The sequence below is a fragment of the Micromonospora sp. WMMD1120 genome (assembly GCF_029626235.1).
Classification (GTDB): Bacteria; Actinomycetota; Actinomycetes; order Mycobacteriales; family Micromonosporaceae; genus Micromonospora.
In genome coordinates this window covers 4,139,728-4,154,538 of the sequence record NZ_JARUBO010000005.1, presented here as the reverse complement: position 1 = coordinate 4,154,538, position 14,811 = coordinate 4,139,728, and the positions used below count along the sequence as shown (strand labels likewise).

At 73.6% G+C, this 14,811-nt stretch carries 13 protein-coding genes; 4 read left to right on the top strand and 9 right to left on the bottom strand.

From position 1 onward, the window contains the following. Window positions 1-44 precede the first annotated feature (44 nt). Window positions 45-593 (top strand): DUF1062 domain-containing protein, encoded by a 549-nt coding sequence (locus O7634_RS19515; protein ID WP_278151551.1) that lies wholly within the window; start codon window positions 45-47, stop codon window positions 591-593. Window positions 594-666: 73 nt separating this feature from the next. On the opposite strand, the gene O7634_RS19510 is transcribed toward O7634_RS19515, so the two are convergent. The 3 genes from O7634_RS19510 to O7634_RS19500 form a co-directional block, all read right to left on the bottom strand. Next, window positions 667-828 (bottom strand): hypothetical protein, encoded by a 162-nt coding sequence (locus O7634_RS19510; protein ID WP_278151550.1) that lies wholly within the window; start codon window positions 826-828, stop codon window positions 667-669. Window positions 829-1,068: 240 nt separating this feature from the next. Continuing rightward, entirely contained in the window at window positions 1,069-1,290 is a 222-nt protein-coding gene (locus tag O7634_RS19505) for a hypothetical protein (protein ID WP_030335934.1), read from the bottom strand. 156 nt (window positions 1,291-1,446) lie between these two features. Then, window positions 1,447-2,535, bottom strand: coding sequence for a hypothetical protein (locus O7634_RS19500; RefSeq protein ID WP_278151549.1), 1,089 nt, complete (start codon window positions 2,533-2,535; stop codon window positions 1,447-1,449). Between O7634_RS19500 and O7634_RS19495 the strand changes: the two genes are divergently transcribed. Beyond that, window positions 2,519-3,415: a hypothetical protein gene (locus O7634_RS19495; RefSeq protein WP_278151548.1), complete on the top strand. Its 897-nt coding sequence runs from the start codon at window positions 2,519-2,521 to the stop codon at window positions 3,413-3,415. The two genes, O7634_RS19500 and O7634_RS19495, sit on opposite strands and share 17 nt — an antisense overlap. A gap of 127 nt (window positions 3,416-3,542) precedes the next feature. Here the strand turns inward: O7634_RS19495 and O7634_RS19490 are convergent, their stop codons facing one another. Continuing rightward, complete coding sequence (locus tag O7634_RS19490) at window positions 3,543-6,212, bottom strand: LuxR family transcriptional regulator (RefSeq protein WP_278151547.1); 2,670 nt, start codon at window positions 6,210-6,212, stop codon at window positions 3,543-3,545. A gap of 91 nt (window positions 6,213-6,303) precedes the next feature. Then, window positions 6,304-7,374 carry a PIN domain-containing protein gene (locus O7634_RS19485; protein WP_278151546.1) on the bottom strand — a complete coding sequence of 357 codons (1,071 nt, stop codon included), beginning with the start codon at window positions 7,372-7,374 and terminating at the stop codon, window positions 6,304-6,306. Window positions 7,375-7,592: 218 nt separating this feature from the next. Here O7634_RS19485 and O7634_RS19480 point away from each other — a divergent pair, with 218 nt between their 5' ends. Then, window positions 7,593-9,614 (top strand): glycosyl hydrolase family 28-related protein, encoded by a 2,022-nt coding sequence (locus tag O7634_RS19480; protein WP_278151545.1) that lies wholly within the window; start codon window positions 7,593-7,595, stop codon window positions 9,612-9,614. 49 nt (window positions 9,615-9,663) lie between these two features. Here O7634_RS19480 and O7634_RS19475 read toward each other — a convergent pair whose 3' ends face one another. Genes O7634_RS19475 through O7634_RS19460 form a run of 4 tightly spaced genes read right to left on the bottom strand, consistent with a single transcriptional unit; the run spans window position 9,664 to window position 13,643 of the window. Further along, a complete protein-coding gene (locus O7634_RS19475; protein WP_278151544.1) occupies window positions 9,664-10,299 on the bottom strand; it encodes a hypothetical protein in 636 nt (211 codons plus the stop codon). 13 nt (window positions 10,300-10,312) lie between these two features. Continuing rightward, window positions 10,313-11,413 (bottom strand): SRPBCC domain-containing protein, encoded by a 1,101-nt coding sequence (locus O7634_RS19470; protein WP_278151543.1) that lies wholly within the window; start codon window positions 11,411-11,413, stop codon window positions 10,313-10,315. A gap of 46 nt (window positions 11,414-11,459) precedes the next feature. Continuing rightward, the gene (locus tag O7634_RS19465; protein WP_278151542.1) at window positions 11,460-12,509 is read right to left on the bottom strand and encodes a nitronate monooxygenase; all 1,050 of its coding nucleotides are present in this window, start codon (window positions 12,507-12,509) and stop codon (window positions 11,460-11,462) included. Between the two features lie 30 nt (window positions 12,510-12,539). After that, window positions 12,540-13,643 carry a hypothetical protein gene (locus O7634_RS19460; protein ID WP_278151541.1) on the bottom strand — a complete coding sequence of 368 codons (1,104 nt, stop codon included), beginning with the start codon at window positions 13,641-13,643 and terminating at the stop codon, window positions 12,540-12,542. Window positions 13,644-13,793: 150 nt separating this feature from the next. Here O7634_RS19460 and O7634_RS19455 point away from each other — a divergent pair, with 150 nt between their 5' ends. Then, window positions 13,794-14,762, top strand: a complete 969-nt coding sequence (locus O7634_RS19455; protein WP_278151540.1) for a hypothetical protein — start codon at window positions 13,794-13,796, stop codon at window positions 14,760-14,762. Window positions 14,763-14,811: the final 49 nt, after the last annotated feature.

The window sequence follows — 14,811 nt, the reverse complement described above, 5'->3', positions numbered from 1 at the left end:
GCTCCTTCCTGCTGCGGATCTCTCACGGAAACCGGTGTACCCCCGTGCTCATCACCTGGGCCGTCGTGCCCACCTGCCTGCCCCTCGTCCGCCGTCGCTGTCACGTCTGCGCGTCGCAGCGACTGCGGCCCAGCGGCCGGTTCCGCGTCAACGCCAACCACAAACTCATCGACGTCTGGCTCCTCGCGCTCTGCGCCGCCTGCGGGGTCACGGCGAAGCTCACCGTCCTGGAGCGGGTGACGGTGGGCGCCATCCGCTCCGAACTGCTCGACCGGCTGCACGACAACGACAGCGGGCTGATCGCCGAGCTGCTCCAGGACCCGGCCGTGCAGCGCCGTAACCGATTCGACCTGGACTGGACCGACGCCTGGCGGCTGGACACCGGCGGACCGGTCGACCTGGATCACGACGTGCTCGACGTCGCCGTCCGCTTCGCGGCGCGGATCCCGGTCCGGCCGGTACGCCTGATCGCCGACGGCTGCGGTCTGTCGCGGGGCGAGGTCGGTCGACTGATCACGGAAGGGAGGCTCGTGTCGGCGGTCCGGTTGGGCGGTCGGCTCTCCGGCGACTTCACGTTCACCCTCAAACGCTGAGTCCACTGTGTGTCCCGGACGTGCCGGGCCGGTCTGCCGGTTCAGGCAGGGCGGCACGTCCGGGACACACGCCCTAGTCGGCGTTCTGCTCGGAGGGAGCGTCGTCCGGCGCGCGGGCGTCGTCGTCGGTCAGCGCGTCGTCGTCGGAGGTGTCGCTGAGGTTGGCGAGCTGCCGCTCGGCCTCCAGGATCTCCTCGTCGAGCGTCGAGTTCCCCTTCTCGGGACCCTGCGGCATGGGCGACCTCCATCGGGCGCGACCGGCGGACCCCCGTATACCCGACCTGAGGGCGGAGACACGGTCTCCCGTCGCCATTGATCACGTGTCACGCTTGATCAAGTGATGGAAAGTAGCTGAATCCGCCTGACTGGAACTACCTGTCATCAGATGATCACTAGGATTCCGTGCGCCGGGCCCGGTCGACGGGTGTACCGGGCGCAAGCCCGGAGGGGGTCGCCGACCCGGCCCGGCGCCGGATCAGCGCTGCTTCAGCTCGCGCCAGGAAGGGTGGGTGCCGCGCCAGGCGTCGGCGAGGATGGCCGCCGAGGCCCTGCTGGGGCACTGCTGCACCCGCTCACGACCCGACGCCCCACCGATCTGGGCGCGGACCTCCCAACCCTGCCCGTCAGTACGGATATACACGTCCCGGCGTCCGCGCGGGGTCGTGTCTCCGTTCCACCAGTGCTCCTCGACCTTCATTCGCCGACCGTATAGCAATTTTTGTCCCGAGGGTACGGCGCAGCAGGACAGGTACCGGGGCGATACGCGCAATTCAGGCAGACTTCCATTCGTCCGGTGACGGGGAGGAGCCGCGTCGGCAGCTCCTCCCCATTCCACGGGTGGGTCAGGTGCGCGTCAGATGTCGTTGAGCGCCCCGGCCAGGGTGTTGGCCAACGCGTCCTGCCCGGACGGGCTGGGGTGCGGCGAGCCACCCTCAGCGGTTATCTGGATGTCACCGGGGGTGAACGGCGGCGGTAGCGCCACCCGGACGGACTCGTGGAACGGGACGCCGAGCTGGATCGCCCGGTTGAGGTCGCCGATCACACCCCGTACGGTACCCACCCAGAGCGGGTCGATGAGCGGTTGCAGCGTCGACACCGGGGCCGCCGGCAGGTACGAGTGTGTCGAGGGCGGCAGGAGCGACTTGAGCTTGGCCCAGGCGTACTGTCCGACGTCGACGTTCGCCGGCGTGATGTCGTAGTAGAGCATCCACACCACCTTGTCCGCACCGGCGGTGAGCAGCGCGTTGACGATCCTGGTCGCGTGTGCGGTGATCGTGGAGTACTGGGCCGGGCCGTCGTAGCGGGGCACACCGATGTTGATGTAGTAGTCCTCGCCCACCGGGAGGTCCAGCCAGAAGTTGCAGCCACCGCCGTTGGTGACGATGCCGGCCTTGCCGCCCACCGCCGCCCATTCGAAGCGGAAGACGCCGTACGGGTTCAGCGTCTCGCCCGCGAACTCGAGAGCGCGACACATCGCCAGGCGGGTCAGCACGGTGGTCCAGTTGGTGTTGTTCACGCCACCGGTGGTGGCGTGGTACGCCTGGTGTCCGTCCGCCTTCGCCTTGGCGATCCGTGCGGTGGCGAGGCCGAGTGGGCTGGCCACCCGTGCCCAGGCGTTGCCACAGGCGTCGGGGCCGGCGCGACCGGCGATGATGTCGCCGGTCCCGTAACCGGTGCGGGCGTAGTTGTCGTAGTCGACGATGCTGCCGTCCATGTCGAAGTAGCGCCGCCCGTAGCTGAAGACCCCGTTGTTGCCGGGCATACCACGGTCGTCGAACGAGGTCATCGGGCAACCGGGGCCCACGCCGAAGCCCCACTGGTGGTGCGACGAGCTGATCGAGTCACCGGTGAGGGTCAGGACCGTGTCGTCCGAGACGGTCTGCACCTCCCGGCAGCGGATCCGGTCCTTGTTGGCGTCCACCAGCGTGGGGTTGCCGCTCACGTTCGGGCAGCCGGTCGGCGGCGGCGGTGGGGGCGGCGGAGGCGGCCCGCCGGTGGGGCCGGTCGGTGGGTCGGTCGGGTCCGGATCGTCGCTCGGTGAGGACGACTCGCTCGGGGAGGCCGACTCGGACGGTGAGGCGCTGCCCGACGGCGACGTGCTCTCCGACGGAGAGGCGGTCCCGGACGGCGACGCGCTCTCCGAGGGAGAAGCACTCTCCGACGGCGACGCGCTCTCCGAGGGTGACGCGCTCTCCGAGGGTGACGCGCTCTCCGACGGCGACGCGCTCTCCGACGGCGACGCACTCTCCGACGGCGACGCGCTCTCCGAGGGTGACGCACTCTCCGACGGTGACGCACTCTCCGACGGCGACGCGCTTGTCGATGGTGAGGCGCTGCCCGATGGGGACGCGCTGCCGGAGGGGCAGGGCGTGTCGGTGGGCTCGGCGGTCGACGATGGCGACGCCGTCGACGTGGGAGCGGTCGCCGTCGACGTGGGGGCGGTCGCGGTCGCGGCGGCGGCTCGCTGCGACACCGGCTCGACGGTCACCGGCGGACGGGTCTCCCGGGTCGGCGAGGTCGAGGGCGAGGGTGACTCCGTCGGGTCCGGGCAGTCGGCGGTAGCCGCGGCCTTCTCGGTACGGATCCGCGCGAGTCGCGCCTCGACTGCGGCCGGGAGTTTCCCGCCCGGCTCGACGCACGGGTCGAGCAACCAGGTCGTGCCCTCCAACTCCCGGGTGCACGGCGCCGCCTCGTACGACACCCGATCGGGTGTGGCGGCGACGGCTGCGGGTGGGGCACCGTCGGCGGTGGGGGCCAGCCCGGTGGTGACCACTGCCACCACCAGCGCCACCCCGGCGGCGAAGACAGCGTTCTGGACGTGATGCGACCTGGTGAACCGTGGTCCTGGTGGTCCGCTCGGGTCGAGTTGGCTCATGCCGTCCTCCAGGGGACTGAGATGCACCGGTAGGTGTTACCGAACGGTAGGCATCGGCCCCGTGACCCGGTAGATCAGTCGTCCTTACCTACTGTGGAGGGTGACCCGGCCCCGGCTGACCCGTGCCGCGCCCGCGGCTGGTCGTGGCCGAGCACCACGGCCAGTTCCTGCCGGTTGCGAACACCGAGCTTGGTGAAGACCCGCGCCAGGTTGTTGTTGACGGTGTTGACCGACAACCCCAACCGGTCGGCGATGCTGCGGCTCGGCAGCGTCACCGCGAGCATCGCCACGTCCCGCTCCCGGCGGGTCAGCGTCGCCTGCTCGGCGCCGGGAGCGGTGGCGGCGAGCAGGGGCGTGTGCACGGATTGACACTCCCGGGCCAGTGTCGCGGCGCGCTGTGCCACCGCCGTCCGGGGTCGGCCGCGCCGGGCGTACGCGCGGGCGGCGGCACCGAGCACCTCGGCCGCGAGGACCGTGTGCCCCCGGGCGACCAGGTCGTCCACTGCCGTCTCCAGTGTCGCGGCGTCGTCGCGGGCCAGACCCTCGGCGGCGTGGGTCAGCGTCGACGACAGCCCGCCGAGCGACTCGGCGAGACCGGTCAACCGACTCAGCACCGACTCCGGCGCGCCCAGCCGCGCGCACTCGTAGAGCGCCACCGCCTCGATGGTGGGCTGCTCACTGGCCCGCGCCAGGTCGGCGGCGTGCCGGGCGGTACGCATCGCGGCGGTGAGGTCCCCCTCGGCCACGTGCACCCAGGCTCGGTCCAGCTCCACCCACGGGTGGAAGAGCCGGTTGGCGGTGCGCTCCCGGGCGTCCGCGGCGGCGAGCCAGTGGCGGGCGCCGGCCGGGTCCCCGGCGAGGGCGCGGACGGCCGCCAGCCCCGCCCAGTACGTCCGTACCAGGTGGTACTGGTCGTTCTCCTCGACGAGCGCGATGGCCTCCCGCAGGTCGGCCTCGGCGGCGGCGAGCCGGCCCCGGGCCCTGTTGATGATGCCCCGGAAGCCCGCCCACACGGAGACCATGCCCCGTGCGTCGCTGGCCACCGCGTCGCGGTAGCCCTGGTCGGCGAGGTCGGCCGCCCCGGTCAGCTCGCCGGCCGCGTAGCGGGCGTAGCAGAGGCCCAGCCCGACCTGCGCCTCGTTCCACGGCAACCGCTCGGGTACGGCGGCGAGCACGGCCCGACCCCGCTCGGCAAGTTCGGCTGCCAGGCCGAGCCGACCGAGCATGCCGGCCGCCGAGGCGGCGCCCATCGTCGCCCAACTGGCGGCCCGGACGCTGATGTTGGGCCGCGCCAACACCGCCTGGCCGACCGCCAGGGCCGCCTCGCACCGGCCGTCGTAGAACAGCACCCACGACCGGGTCGCCTCGGTCAGGTCGTGGCCCGGCGCGCCCGCCGGCACCATCCCCAGCGTCCCGTGTGCCTCGTCGATCCGGTCCAGACCCCAGTAGAGCAGCCCGGCCCGTGTGATCGCCCAGATCGCGAGGCGCTTGCTGCCCGGCGGCGGGGGCGGCGGAAGCATGTCGAACGCCTCCTGGCTGCGCGCCTGGTACTGCAGCACACGCGCCAACAGCCACTGCGCCTCCCAGCCCTGCTCCGCGTCGTACGCGGTGCGGGCCAGTCGCTCGGCGAGGTCGATGTCGAAGCGGTCGATCGCCTGCCGGGCGGCGGCGAGCGCGATGCCCGGATGGCGGACGCTGCCCGAGCGCAGCTGCCACACCCCGGCGACCAGGGCGTCGTCGCGACGGCGCAGCGGCATGCTGGCGAGCACGTCGGCGAGCTGCCCGAAGACCGTCCGGGAGCGGCTGGCCGGCATGCTGGCCCGCAGCGCCTCGCCGTACAGTGGATGGGCCATCCGCAGCGCCGTCCGGGCGCCGGAGCGCTCCGCGACCGCCATGCCGCTGCGCTCGGCGGCCTCGATGGCGGCCGGGTCGCTACAGCGCTCCAGCAGGGCCAGGGGCAGTGGCTCGCCGCAGGCCACCACCTCGAGCACCTGGCGGGCGGCGGGTTCCAGGGCGCGCAGCCGGGCGCTGACCAGCTCGGCCAGTCGCGGGCTACCCGAGGCGGTGCCACTCCAGCGCCAGACCCCGCGCGTCTCGCGGAGCGCTCCGGTGTCCATCGCGTCGGCGAGCAGTTCCCGCAGCAGCAGCGGGTTGCCGTCGGCGAGCTGCGTCAGCCGGCGTCGGCTGATCGCGTCGAGCGGCCCGGGTGCGGCCTGGTCGAGCAGGTCGTCCACCGCGCCGACCGGCAACGGACGGACGTCCAGCCGCCGCCCCGATCCGACCCACAGCGAGGTCAGGGCGTCCGAGAGCGGTTCGCCGGCACGGACCGTCGCCACCGCGACCGCCAGACCGTGCACGGCGAGCTGGTGCAGCAGCCCGGCCGAGGGCTCGTCCAGCAGGTGCGCGTCGTCGATACCGACGACCACCGGTCGGTCACCGCCCCGGCGGGCGAACTCGCGCTCGACGCTGACCAGCAGCCCCACCGGGTCCGACCGGGTCGGCACGGGGATGAGGTGGGACACGGCGCCGAACGGGATGGACCGCGCGGCGCCGGTCGCCGAGACCCAGTGACACTCCACACCGTCCTCGGCGGCGCGGGCCAGCGACTCGCGCAGCAGCCGCGTCTTGCCGACCCCGGCGTCGCCGACCAGCACCAGGCCGGGTAGTCGCGCGGCCACCACGGCCTCGATGGTCTTCAGCTCGTCGTCGCGGCCGACGAGTGTCCATTCGCCACGTCCCGACATGCCGACAGTCACCTCGCCCTCGGGACAGCCCTGTCGTCCACCCTATGGGCAGCTCCGACACTTCCGCTCGACAGCGCTCGATGCCGGCGGGCTAGCCGCTGGTGGTGAGGAGGTAGTCGTCGGCTTCCGGGCTCCACCGCAGGTCGAGCACTCCGGCGGTGGCGGCGGCCTTGCAGAACTGGAGGAAGCTGCGGTAACCGAGCTTCTTCTCGCTGAAGTCCGGGCGGGCCCGGCGCACCTGGTTCTTCAGACCGGACAACGCCACCGGGTTGCCGCCGCTGCCCAGGTCGGCCACCACGCCCCGGAGCAGACCGAACGCCATCTCCCGGTCGCCGTGCTCGGGCAACGAGACCTCGGGGTCGCCCTTCGCCGGCCCCTCGGCCAGCTCGATCACACTGCGCTCGGCGAGGTGGCGCAGCAGTTCGCCGAAGGTGCGGAAACCGTAGTCGGACTCACTGAACGTCGGGTCCTTCCGCAGCAGGGTGCGCTTGAGCCGGGAGGCGGTGACCTCGCCGTTGGCGCTGCCCTGCAGACCGGCGACGGTCTGGGCGACCTGGACGGCGATGCTGTCCACGTCCCGGCCGGGCTCCTCGTGCTCGGGCAGGCGGTCCGCCTCCGGCTCCGCCGGGCGCTGGTCCGGTCCGGTCGGACGCGCCGGACGGCGCTGCGCGCGGGCCGGCGGGATGTCCACACCCTCCAACCGGTCGTAGTAGAGGAACTCGTCGCAGGCCGGCGGGAGCAGCGCCGACGTGGACCCCTCGACGCCGACCCCGATCACCCGCTTGTTCAGCTCACGCAGCTTGTGCACCAGCGGCGTGAAGTCGCTGTCGCCGCTACAGATGACGAAGGTCGAGATGTAGTCGCGCTCGAACGCCAGCTCGATGGCGTCGACCGCCATCTTGATGTCCGCCGCGTTCTTGCGGGAGGCGCCCATCCGCTGCGGTATCTCGATCAGCTCGACGTGCGAGCGGGTGAGCATCCGGCGGTCCTCGTCGAAGTAGGACCAGTCGGCGTACGCCCGGCGCACCACCACCCGCCCCCGCTCGGCGAGCGCGTCGGCGATGGGCCGGAAGTCGAAGTCCGCGCCGCCGCGATGATCCCGCGCCCCCAGCGCGAGGTTCTCGTAGTCGAGGAACAGGGCGATCCGATCTTCGTGCTCCACGCCGGTCAGCCTACGCCGCCGCGGAGCTGGTCGAGCGCGGCGACGCGCAGCACCTCAACACGCGTATCGTCCAATTCTTTCGGTCATCATGTCATTTATTTTCGCTTCTCGATCGTCGTATTGCAGCACGGTGTCCGGTGCTGCATCATGACGCTCAATGTCGGGCGTTTCGGGGGCGCCGGGCGGACCTCCCCACCACCCACCCTGGAGGGTCACCGATGTTTCGCAACCTCATGCCGGCACGGGGACGTCCCGTCGCCACCGCGTTCGCGGCCGGCCTCACCGTGCTGGTCGTCAGCCCCGCCGTGGCGGTCGCCGGTCCGCCGGCGTCCACCGCCGCCACACCGGTGGTCACCCGGGCCGCCCTCGACCCGGCGCTGGTCGCCGGTCGCGGCGCGGACGTCAACTTCGTCGAGCAGGAGGCCGAGAACGCCCGCACCACCGGCGAGGTCATCGGCCCCGACCGGTCCGCCTACACCCTGCCCGCCGAGGCGTCCGGCCGCCGCGCGGTCCGGCTCACCCCCGGCGAGTACGTGGAGTTCGTCCTGCCCAGCGCGGCGAACGGGATCACCGTCCGGTACAGCATCCCGGACGCGCCACGCGGTGGTGGGATCACCGCGCCGCTGCGGGTCGCCGTCAACGGCACGCACGTCCGCACCATGACGCTCACCTCGCAGTACTCGTGGCTCTACAACCAGTACCCGTTCAGCAACGACCCCGAGGCCGGGCTGCTGCACCCGGACTGGTGGATCACCGAGTGCCAGTGCGTGCCGGCGGCCACCACGCCGTACCCGAGCATCAGCACGCCGTTCCGGCCCAGCCACTTCTACGACGAGCAGCGGCTCCTGCTCAGCCGCACCTACCGGGCCGGCGACCGGGTCCGGCTCACCGCGCCGCCCGGCAGCGCCGCCGCCTGGACCGTCATCGACCTGCTCGACTCGGAGCTCGTCGCACCGCCGCGGGTACGGCTGCGCGCGGCGAACGTCCTCGCCTTCGGGGCGGACCCGACCGGTCGCCGGGACTCCGCCGATGCGCTCGACCGGGCCATCGCCTTCGCCCGGCGCGCCCACCTCACCGTCTACATCCCGCCGGGCACCTACCAGGTCAACAGGCACATCATCGTCGACGACGTGACGATCGAGGGCGCCGGCAACTGGCACACCGTCATCAAGGGGCGCGAGGTCGCCCTGCCGACCCCCGCACCGGACGGCTCGGTGCACACCGGCGTCGGGTTCTACGGTCGGGACGCCGCCGACGGCGGCAGCCGCAACGTGCACCTCTCCGGCTTCGCCATCGAGGGCGACGTCCGGGAGCGCATCGACACCGACCAGGTCAACGCCATCGGCGGGGCGATGAGCGACTCCACCATCGACGGGCTGCACCTGCGCCACACCAAGGCGGGTCTGTGGTTCGACGGGCCCATGCGCAACGTCCGGGTCACCAACACCATCATCGTCGACCAGATCGCCGACGCGCTCAACTTCCACACCGGCGTGACCGACTCGCTCGTCGCGCACACCTTCGTCCGCAACACCGGCGACGACGGCCTGGCGATGTGGTCGGAGGCGTCGGCCAACGCGCGCAACACGTTCGACCACAACACCGTGCAGTCACCGACGCTGGCCAACGGCATCGCCATCTACGGCGGCACGGACACCACCGTGTCGCACAACCTCGTCGCCGATCCGGTCCGCGAGGGCAGCGCCCTGCACGCCGGCTCCCGCTTCGGCGCGGAACCGTTCACCGGGCACCTGCGGTTCACCGACAACACCACCGCCCGCGCCGGCACCTACGAGCTGAACTGGAACATCGGGCTGGGCGCGATCTGGGTCTTCGCGTTGGACCGCAGCATCGACGCGGGCATCGAGGTGACCGGCGACGCCTACCTGGACAACACGTACAACGCCATCATGCTGGTCAGCGACTGGCCGGTGAAGGACCTCTACTCCATCTCGGACGTGCGGTTCCGCGACGTCCGGGTGGACGGCACCGGCACGTCGGTGGTCAGCGCCCGCGCCGCCGGGTCCGCCTCGTTCGCCAACGTGGACGCCCGCAACGTGGGCGCGGTCGGCGTCAACAACTGCGGATCGTTCCACTTCACCCCGGCCGGTTCGGAGTTCACCCTCACCGACCTCGGCGGCAACGACGGCGGCTGGCTCGCCCCGTGGCTGCTGCCCAACACCATCACCTGCGACGACCGGCCGCCCGTGTCGCCGCCCCCGCCCCCGGCGCGGTGGTGAGACGCGGTGGGCGGCCCGGACCGACGGGCCGCCCACCGCTCGCGGCAGCTCAGCGCGGCCGGGCGTACGCCAGCGGGACCGTCGTCGGCTGCCCCTTCCACCCGCCGCTCAGCACGACCCCGGCGAGCCGGTCGGCCTCGACGGCCGGCCGCCGGACGACGACCAGCTCGACGCCGTCGGTGTCGATGACGGTGTGCTCCCCGTCGACCACCCGCCGGACCGCGCCGACCTCCGGGGCCGGGGCGTCGGGGACGCCGTCGACGACGACAGTCACCGCCGACTCGCGCACCTCCCGCCGCCCGTCGACCTCGAAGTACTCCTCCGCCTGCCCGCTGCCGGTGAGGATGGCGTGGGCGAGGGCGGTGGCGTACACCGGGTCGGCGCATCCGTCGTACACCCAGCGGCGGCCGAGCACCGAATGCTCGGTGGTGCCGACCAGCCCGGCGTCCGCGCCGTCGAGCGGCGCGGCGCGGTAGGTGAGCGGAACCTGGTGGACCGGCCCGTCGGCGCCACCGACGAGCATCGTCTCGATGCCGACCTCGCCGGCCGGGTCGTCGAAGCGGTAACCGCCCCGGCTCACCACCTCGACGCCGGCGGACCCGGCGAACCAGGACCGGCCGGGCAACCAGTCGGTCAGCAGGTCGAGCTTCGTGGGGCGCAGGGTCGCCCGATGCAGCAGTGCCATGGCGGCAGCCTAGTCAGAGGCCCGCGCAGGGGTTCCCGCCGATCGTGCAGCTCTCCGGTTCCCGGGCCTTCGGCCGGCTGTCCCGGACGTCGAAGCTGATCGTCTGGGACGCTCCCGCCGCCACCGCGCCCCCGGTGAAGGTGATCGTCCGCCCGTCCTGCCGCCAGGTGGCGCCGTCGACGTCGTCGACAGTGGTGCCCTCGGCGAGGGTGATCACCACCGCCCAGTCCGTGACCGGCACGGCGCGCGGGTTGTCCACGACGATCTCCCCGGTGTAACCGAACAGGCGGCTGGAGTCGGTCTCGTACCGGGCGGCCATGGGGGCCGGCGGCGCTGGTGGCGGGGCGGCCGACGGCGTACGCGAGGGCTTCGCCGACGGGGTACGGCTCGGCCGGGCGCTCGCCGACGCGGTGCTGGTGGGCCGGGGCGGTCGCGCCGTCGGCGACACGGACGACGCGACGGGAGCGGCGCTCGGCGGCACGCTCGGCGACGGGGTGCCGGTCGGCGCCGGCACGGTGGCGGCGGTGTTCGACAGTGCCGGCACCGTGATCCAGGCCGCCGAACCCGCCAGCAGCACGGCTCCACCCACGGCGGCGACCAGGACACGACGTCGCCGGCGGGCGCCTCCCGACCCACCGCCCGCGCCGACCAGCGGCAGTTCGGCGGTCAGTCCGGAATCCTCCCGCCGCAGGTCCACCTGCCCGAAGGCGTGCCAGTCGAGGATCGCCGGCAGCCGTACCGTCAGCGCCTGCCGGAGCTGCTGCTCGCGGGGCTCGTGCTGCTCGGTGGACCACCCGCCGTGCGTGCCGACCTCCCGGACCTCCAGCCGGCAGCCCTGCGTCGTGGGCGTCAGCGCGCAGGTCAGCTCGCTGAGCCGGCCGGCCTCGTCGCAGGCCAGCACGAGGAGTTCCAGCTCCAGCCGCTCGGTCACCTCGACCTCGACGTCGGCCTCGAAGCCGGGCAGCTCGGCCGTGCGCAGCAGCAGCCGGTCGGGTACTCCCTCGACCGTCTCGGCCTCGGCGAACCACCGGCTGAGCAACTTCCGATCGGTCAGTGCGCGCCAGACCCGGTCGGAAGGGTGGGACAGGTCGACCTGCGCACCGATCTCGATCACGGCGAGACTCTAACGGGTGCGCCCGAGCCGGTCGCCCGCGTCCTGGTCAGCCCCATCGCCTCGACCGCTCGGCCACGGCGGCCAGCGCGGCCCGCGCCCCGAGGCTCACCTGCGCGACCACCTCCGCCGCCGGCAGTTCCCGGGCCAGCGGGTGCGCCTGCCCGGCCCACAGGTTGGCGACCGACGCGTCCCCGTCGCGACGGGCGGCGGCGAGCAGCGGACGGGTCAGGTGCAGCACCTGGGGGTATCCGCGCGGCGCCACCGCGTCGTGCTGCCTGATGAAGTCGTTCGCCACGCCACGGGCCCGCCTGCCGGTGAACGACCGGGTCAGCGCGGTGGGAGCGGCGCTGGCCACCGCCGCCCGGTGCAGCGCGGAGCTGCCCGCCTCCGGGCAGCGCAGGAAGGCGGTGCCGAGTTGCGCGGCGGCGGCCCCGGCGGTCAGCGCGGCGGCCACGGCCGGGCCGTCGACGAGGCCACCGGCGGCCACCAGCGGCCGGTCGCAGCGGGCGGCGACCAGCCGGAGCAGCGGCAGCAGCGCGTAGTCGTCGTCGTCCGGCCGGCCGGCCCGATGGCCGCCGGCCTCGGTGCCCTGCACCACCACCGCGTCCACGCCCCGCTCGACCGCGGCCGGGGCGGCGTCCGGGCGGGTCACCGTGGCCCACACCTCGGTGCCCCGCTCGCGCAGGGCGGCCACCGCCGCCCGGTCGGGCAGCCCGAACACGAAGGACACCACCGGCACCGGGTCCGCGAGCAACGCGGCCAGCTTCTGCGGGTACGCGTCGTCGCCGCCCACCGGGTCACCCAGGCGCACCCCACGCTCGGCGGCCTGCGGGGCGAGCCGCTCGGCGTACGCCCGGATCGCGGCGTCGTCGACGTCGCCGGGGTCGGGCAGGAAGACGTTGACGCCGAACGGCCGGTCGGTACGGGCGCGTACCGCGGCGATGTCCTCGGCCAGCCGCCCGGTGTCGATCATCCCGGCGGCCAGGAAGCCCAGCCCGCCGGCCCCGGAGACCGCGGCGACGAGCGCCGGCGTGGACGGGCCGCCGGCCATCGGGGCGGCGACGATCGGGTGGCGCAGTGCGGACAGCACGGACATCCCCCCATCCTGCCGCACCGGATCGGTGGCTCACCGACGTGCGGTGCGCCTCCGCCGCAGCACACCGGCGAGCGCCAGCAGCGCCACAAGGACTCCGGCGCCGGCCGCCAGCGGCCAGATCGGCTTCCCGGCGTCGTCGGCCTGGTTCGCCGCCGGACGGACGGCGGCGGACGCCGTCGGGTCGGTCGACTCCGTCGGGGGCGCGGAGGTGGCAGCCGAGGCCGGGTACCGCAGGATCGTCGGGCGGGTGCCGGGCGGCTGGTCGGCGGTTTCGGAGACGGTGAGCAACGACCGGCCGTCGCGGCTGTAGGTGATCGATTCGCCCTGCGGCTCGTCCGGCAGCGGGGTGGTCCGCGGGGTGCCGCTGGTCAGCGCGCGCACCACGTCGCCGTCGGGCACGTCGTACTCGAACGCGTCGGCGTAGCTGCGCAGCGCCACCCGGCGTCCGTCCCGTGCGCTCGCCGCGCCGGTGACCACACCCCGTCCCAGGAACGAGAACGGGTTGCTGGTGCCGGTGGTCGGCAGGGTCACCTGGCCGAGCGCGGCGAGCGGCGTCGTCGCGCCCGGCCGCAACGCGCTGGTCGGCGCGTACAGGAAGACCGTTCCGCTGCCGCCCTTGGTGATGATCAGCGGCCGGCCGGACGCGTCGAGCAGCAGAGCCTCCGCGTCGTGCGGACGGTCCGGGTACGTCATCCGGTGCAGCACCGGTTGCTCCGCCCCGGGCGCGAGCCGCCACACGGCGACCGTGGTTCGGGTGCGGTCGTTGTCGCCGATGTCGGCGACCCAGATCGTGCCGTCCGGGGCGATGGCCAGGTCCTCGGTGTCGCGCGGGCGGGACGGGAAGGAGACGGTCCGGACCACCGCGCAGCCCTGGTCCAGGAAGAAGATCCGGCGACGCGCCTCGTCGTCGGCGCCGTCGTTGATCACCACGTACCCCTCGTCGGTGGCGACCATCCCGGAGATCTCCCGGAGCCGGTTGTCGCGCACCTGGCAGACCGGGGTCCCGGAGGCCGCCGCGCCCGCCGTGGCGGCACCGGGCGCCAGCGCCACGGCCGGGGGCAGCCCTCCGGCGAGCAGGACGGCCAACGCCGCTCCCGCCCGCCGCGCTCCGGTCAACCGTCCGCGTACCCGCATCGCCCACCCTCCTCGTCGCGGCCATGGCCCGGCCACCCGCCCATCCTGGCCGATCCCGGCCTCCGGCGGTGGTCATCGGGGGACCCGGCCGGGCTCCCGTCGATGTACTGTCGCCCAACCTGATCACGCCGTCGAAGGGTGGGCCATGCCGTGCCGGACACCGCGCGGGCCGACCGGCCCGGACACCCGCCGCTCGGCCGACTCCTCCGGCCGGTCCGTGGCGCCGCCGTCGGGTGGGTGGCGCTCGCCGCGGTCATCGGTGGCCTCTGCACCGGCGCGCTGGCCAGCCGGGCCGCCTGGGAGACGTCTCCGCCACAGCCCGACCGGGCCGAGGCCGCGGCCATCCTGACCGAGGTCTTCCCGGGCCACGATCTCGGCGACATCGACACCCCGCCCGCGCTCTTCGTCGTGTACGGGCACGCGCTGCGCCTGGGCACCGTCAAGACCCTGCTCTTCGGCGACGGCGGCGAATACCAGGAGAGCGCCACCACCGCCGCCGCCCTGGGCGCGCCGCCGGTGCCCGCCGAGCAGATCGTCTCGACGGCCCGGGAGCGCCTGACCGCCACCGGCTGGCGGGTGTACGACCCGCAGGTGACCGACGGTATGAGCTGCGCGGACAAGACGTGCGCCACCCCGCTGCCGGTCACGAACACCACGCTGCTCGCCCGACGCGGCGACACCGTGCTGAACGCCTGGATCTCCTCGCAGACCGCGCCCGACGCCTCGTACCTGTCGGTCGATCTCAACCGTGCGCCACCGCCGGCGGTGCTTCCCGCCGGGGTACTCGGCACGCTCGTGGGAGCGTTGGCCGGTTGGGTGGCCTTCGGCTGGGTCAGTCGCCGCACCGAGGGCCGCCGCCGACGCGGCCTGGTGCACGGCCTGCTCGGTGTGGCGGTGGTGCTGTGGTGGCTGCCGGTGCTGCTGGCTGCCCCGTCCCTGCTGACTCACCACCGCGGCGAGCCGCACCCGGTCTGGCACCCGTACTGGGAGTGGCTGGGCCAACCGGCCGCCTCGCTGCTGTTCCTGGTCGGCGCGGTGTGCGCGCTGCTGGCGACGGCGTTGGCCGCCGCCGCCCGCCGGGCCGCCGCGCCCTCCACTGCGGACCCCGGAGGGTTATAGATTTCCGCGCCGCCCGGTACGGTCGGGTGATCGCGGTCACGGCGAGCCC

Excerpts from the sequence above, each read along its gene's own strand:
- O7634_RS19510 (WP_278151550.1), bottom strand. The coding sequence starts at position 828 with ATGCCGCAGGGTCCCGAGAAGGGGAACTCGACGCTCGACGAGGAGATC.
- O7634_RS19505 (WP_030335934.1), bottom strand. The coding sequence starts at position 1,290 with ATGAAGGTCGAGGAGCACTGGTGGAACGGAGACACGACCCCGCGCGGA.
- O7634_RS19490 (WP_278151547.1), bottom strand. The coding sequence starts at position 6,212 with ATGTCGGGACGTGGCGAATGGACACTCGTCGGCCGCGACGACGAGCTG.
- O7634_RS19480 (WP_278151545.1), top strand. The coding sequence starts at position 7,593 with ATGTTTCGCAACCTCATGCCGGCACGGGGACGTCCCGTCGCCACCGCG.
- O7634_RS19475 (WP_278151544.1), bottom strand. The coding sequence starts at position 10,299 with ATGGCACTGCTGCATCGGGCGACCCTGCGCCCCACGAAGCTCGACCTG.
- O7634_RS19465 (WP_278151542.1), bottom strand. The coding sequence starts at position 12,509 with ATGTCCGTGCTGTCCGCACTGCGCCACCCGATCGTCGCCGCCCCGATG.
- O7634_RS19460 (WP_278151541.1), bottom strand. The coding sequence starts at position 13,643 with ATGCGGGTACGCGGACGGTTGACCGGAGCGCGGCGGGCGGGAGCGGCG.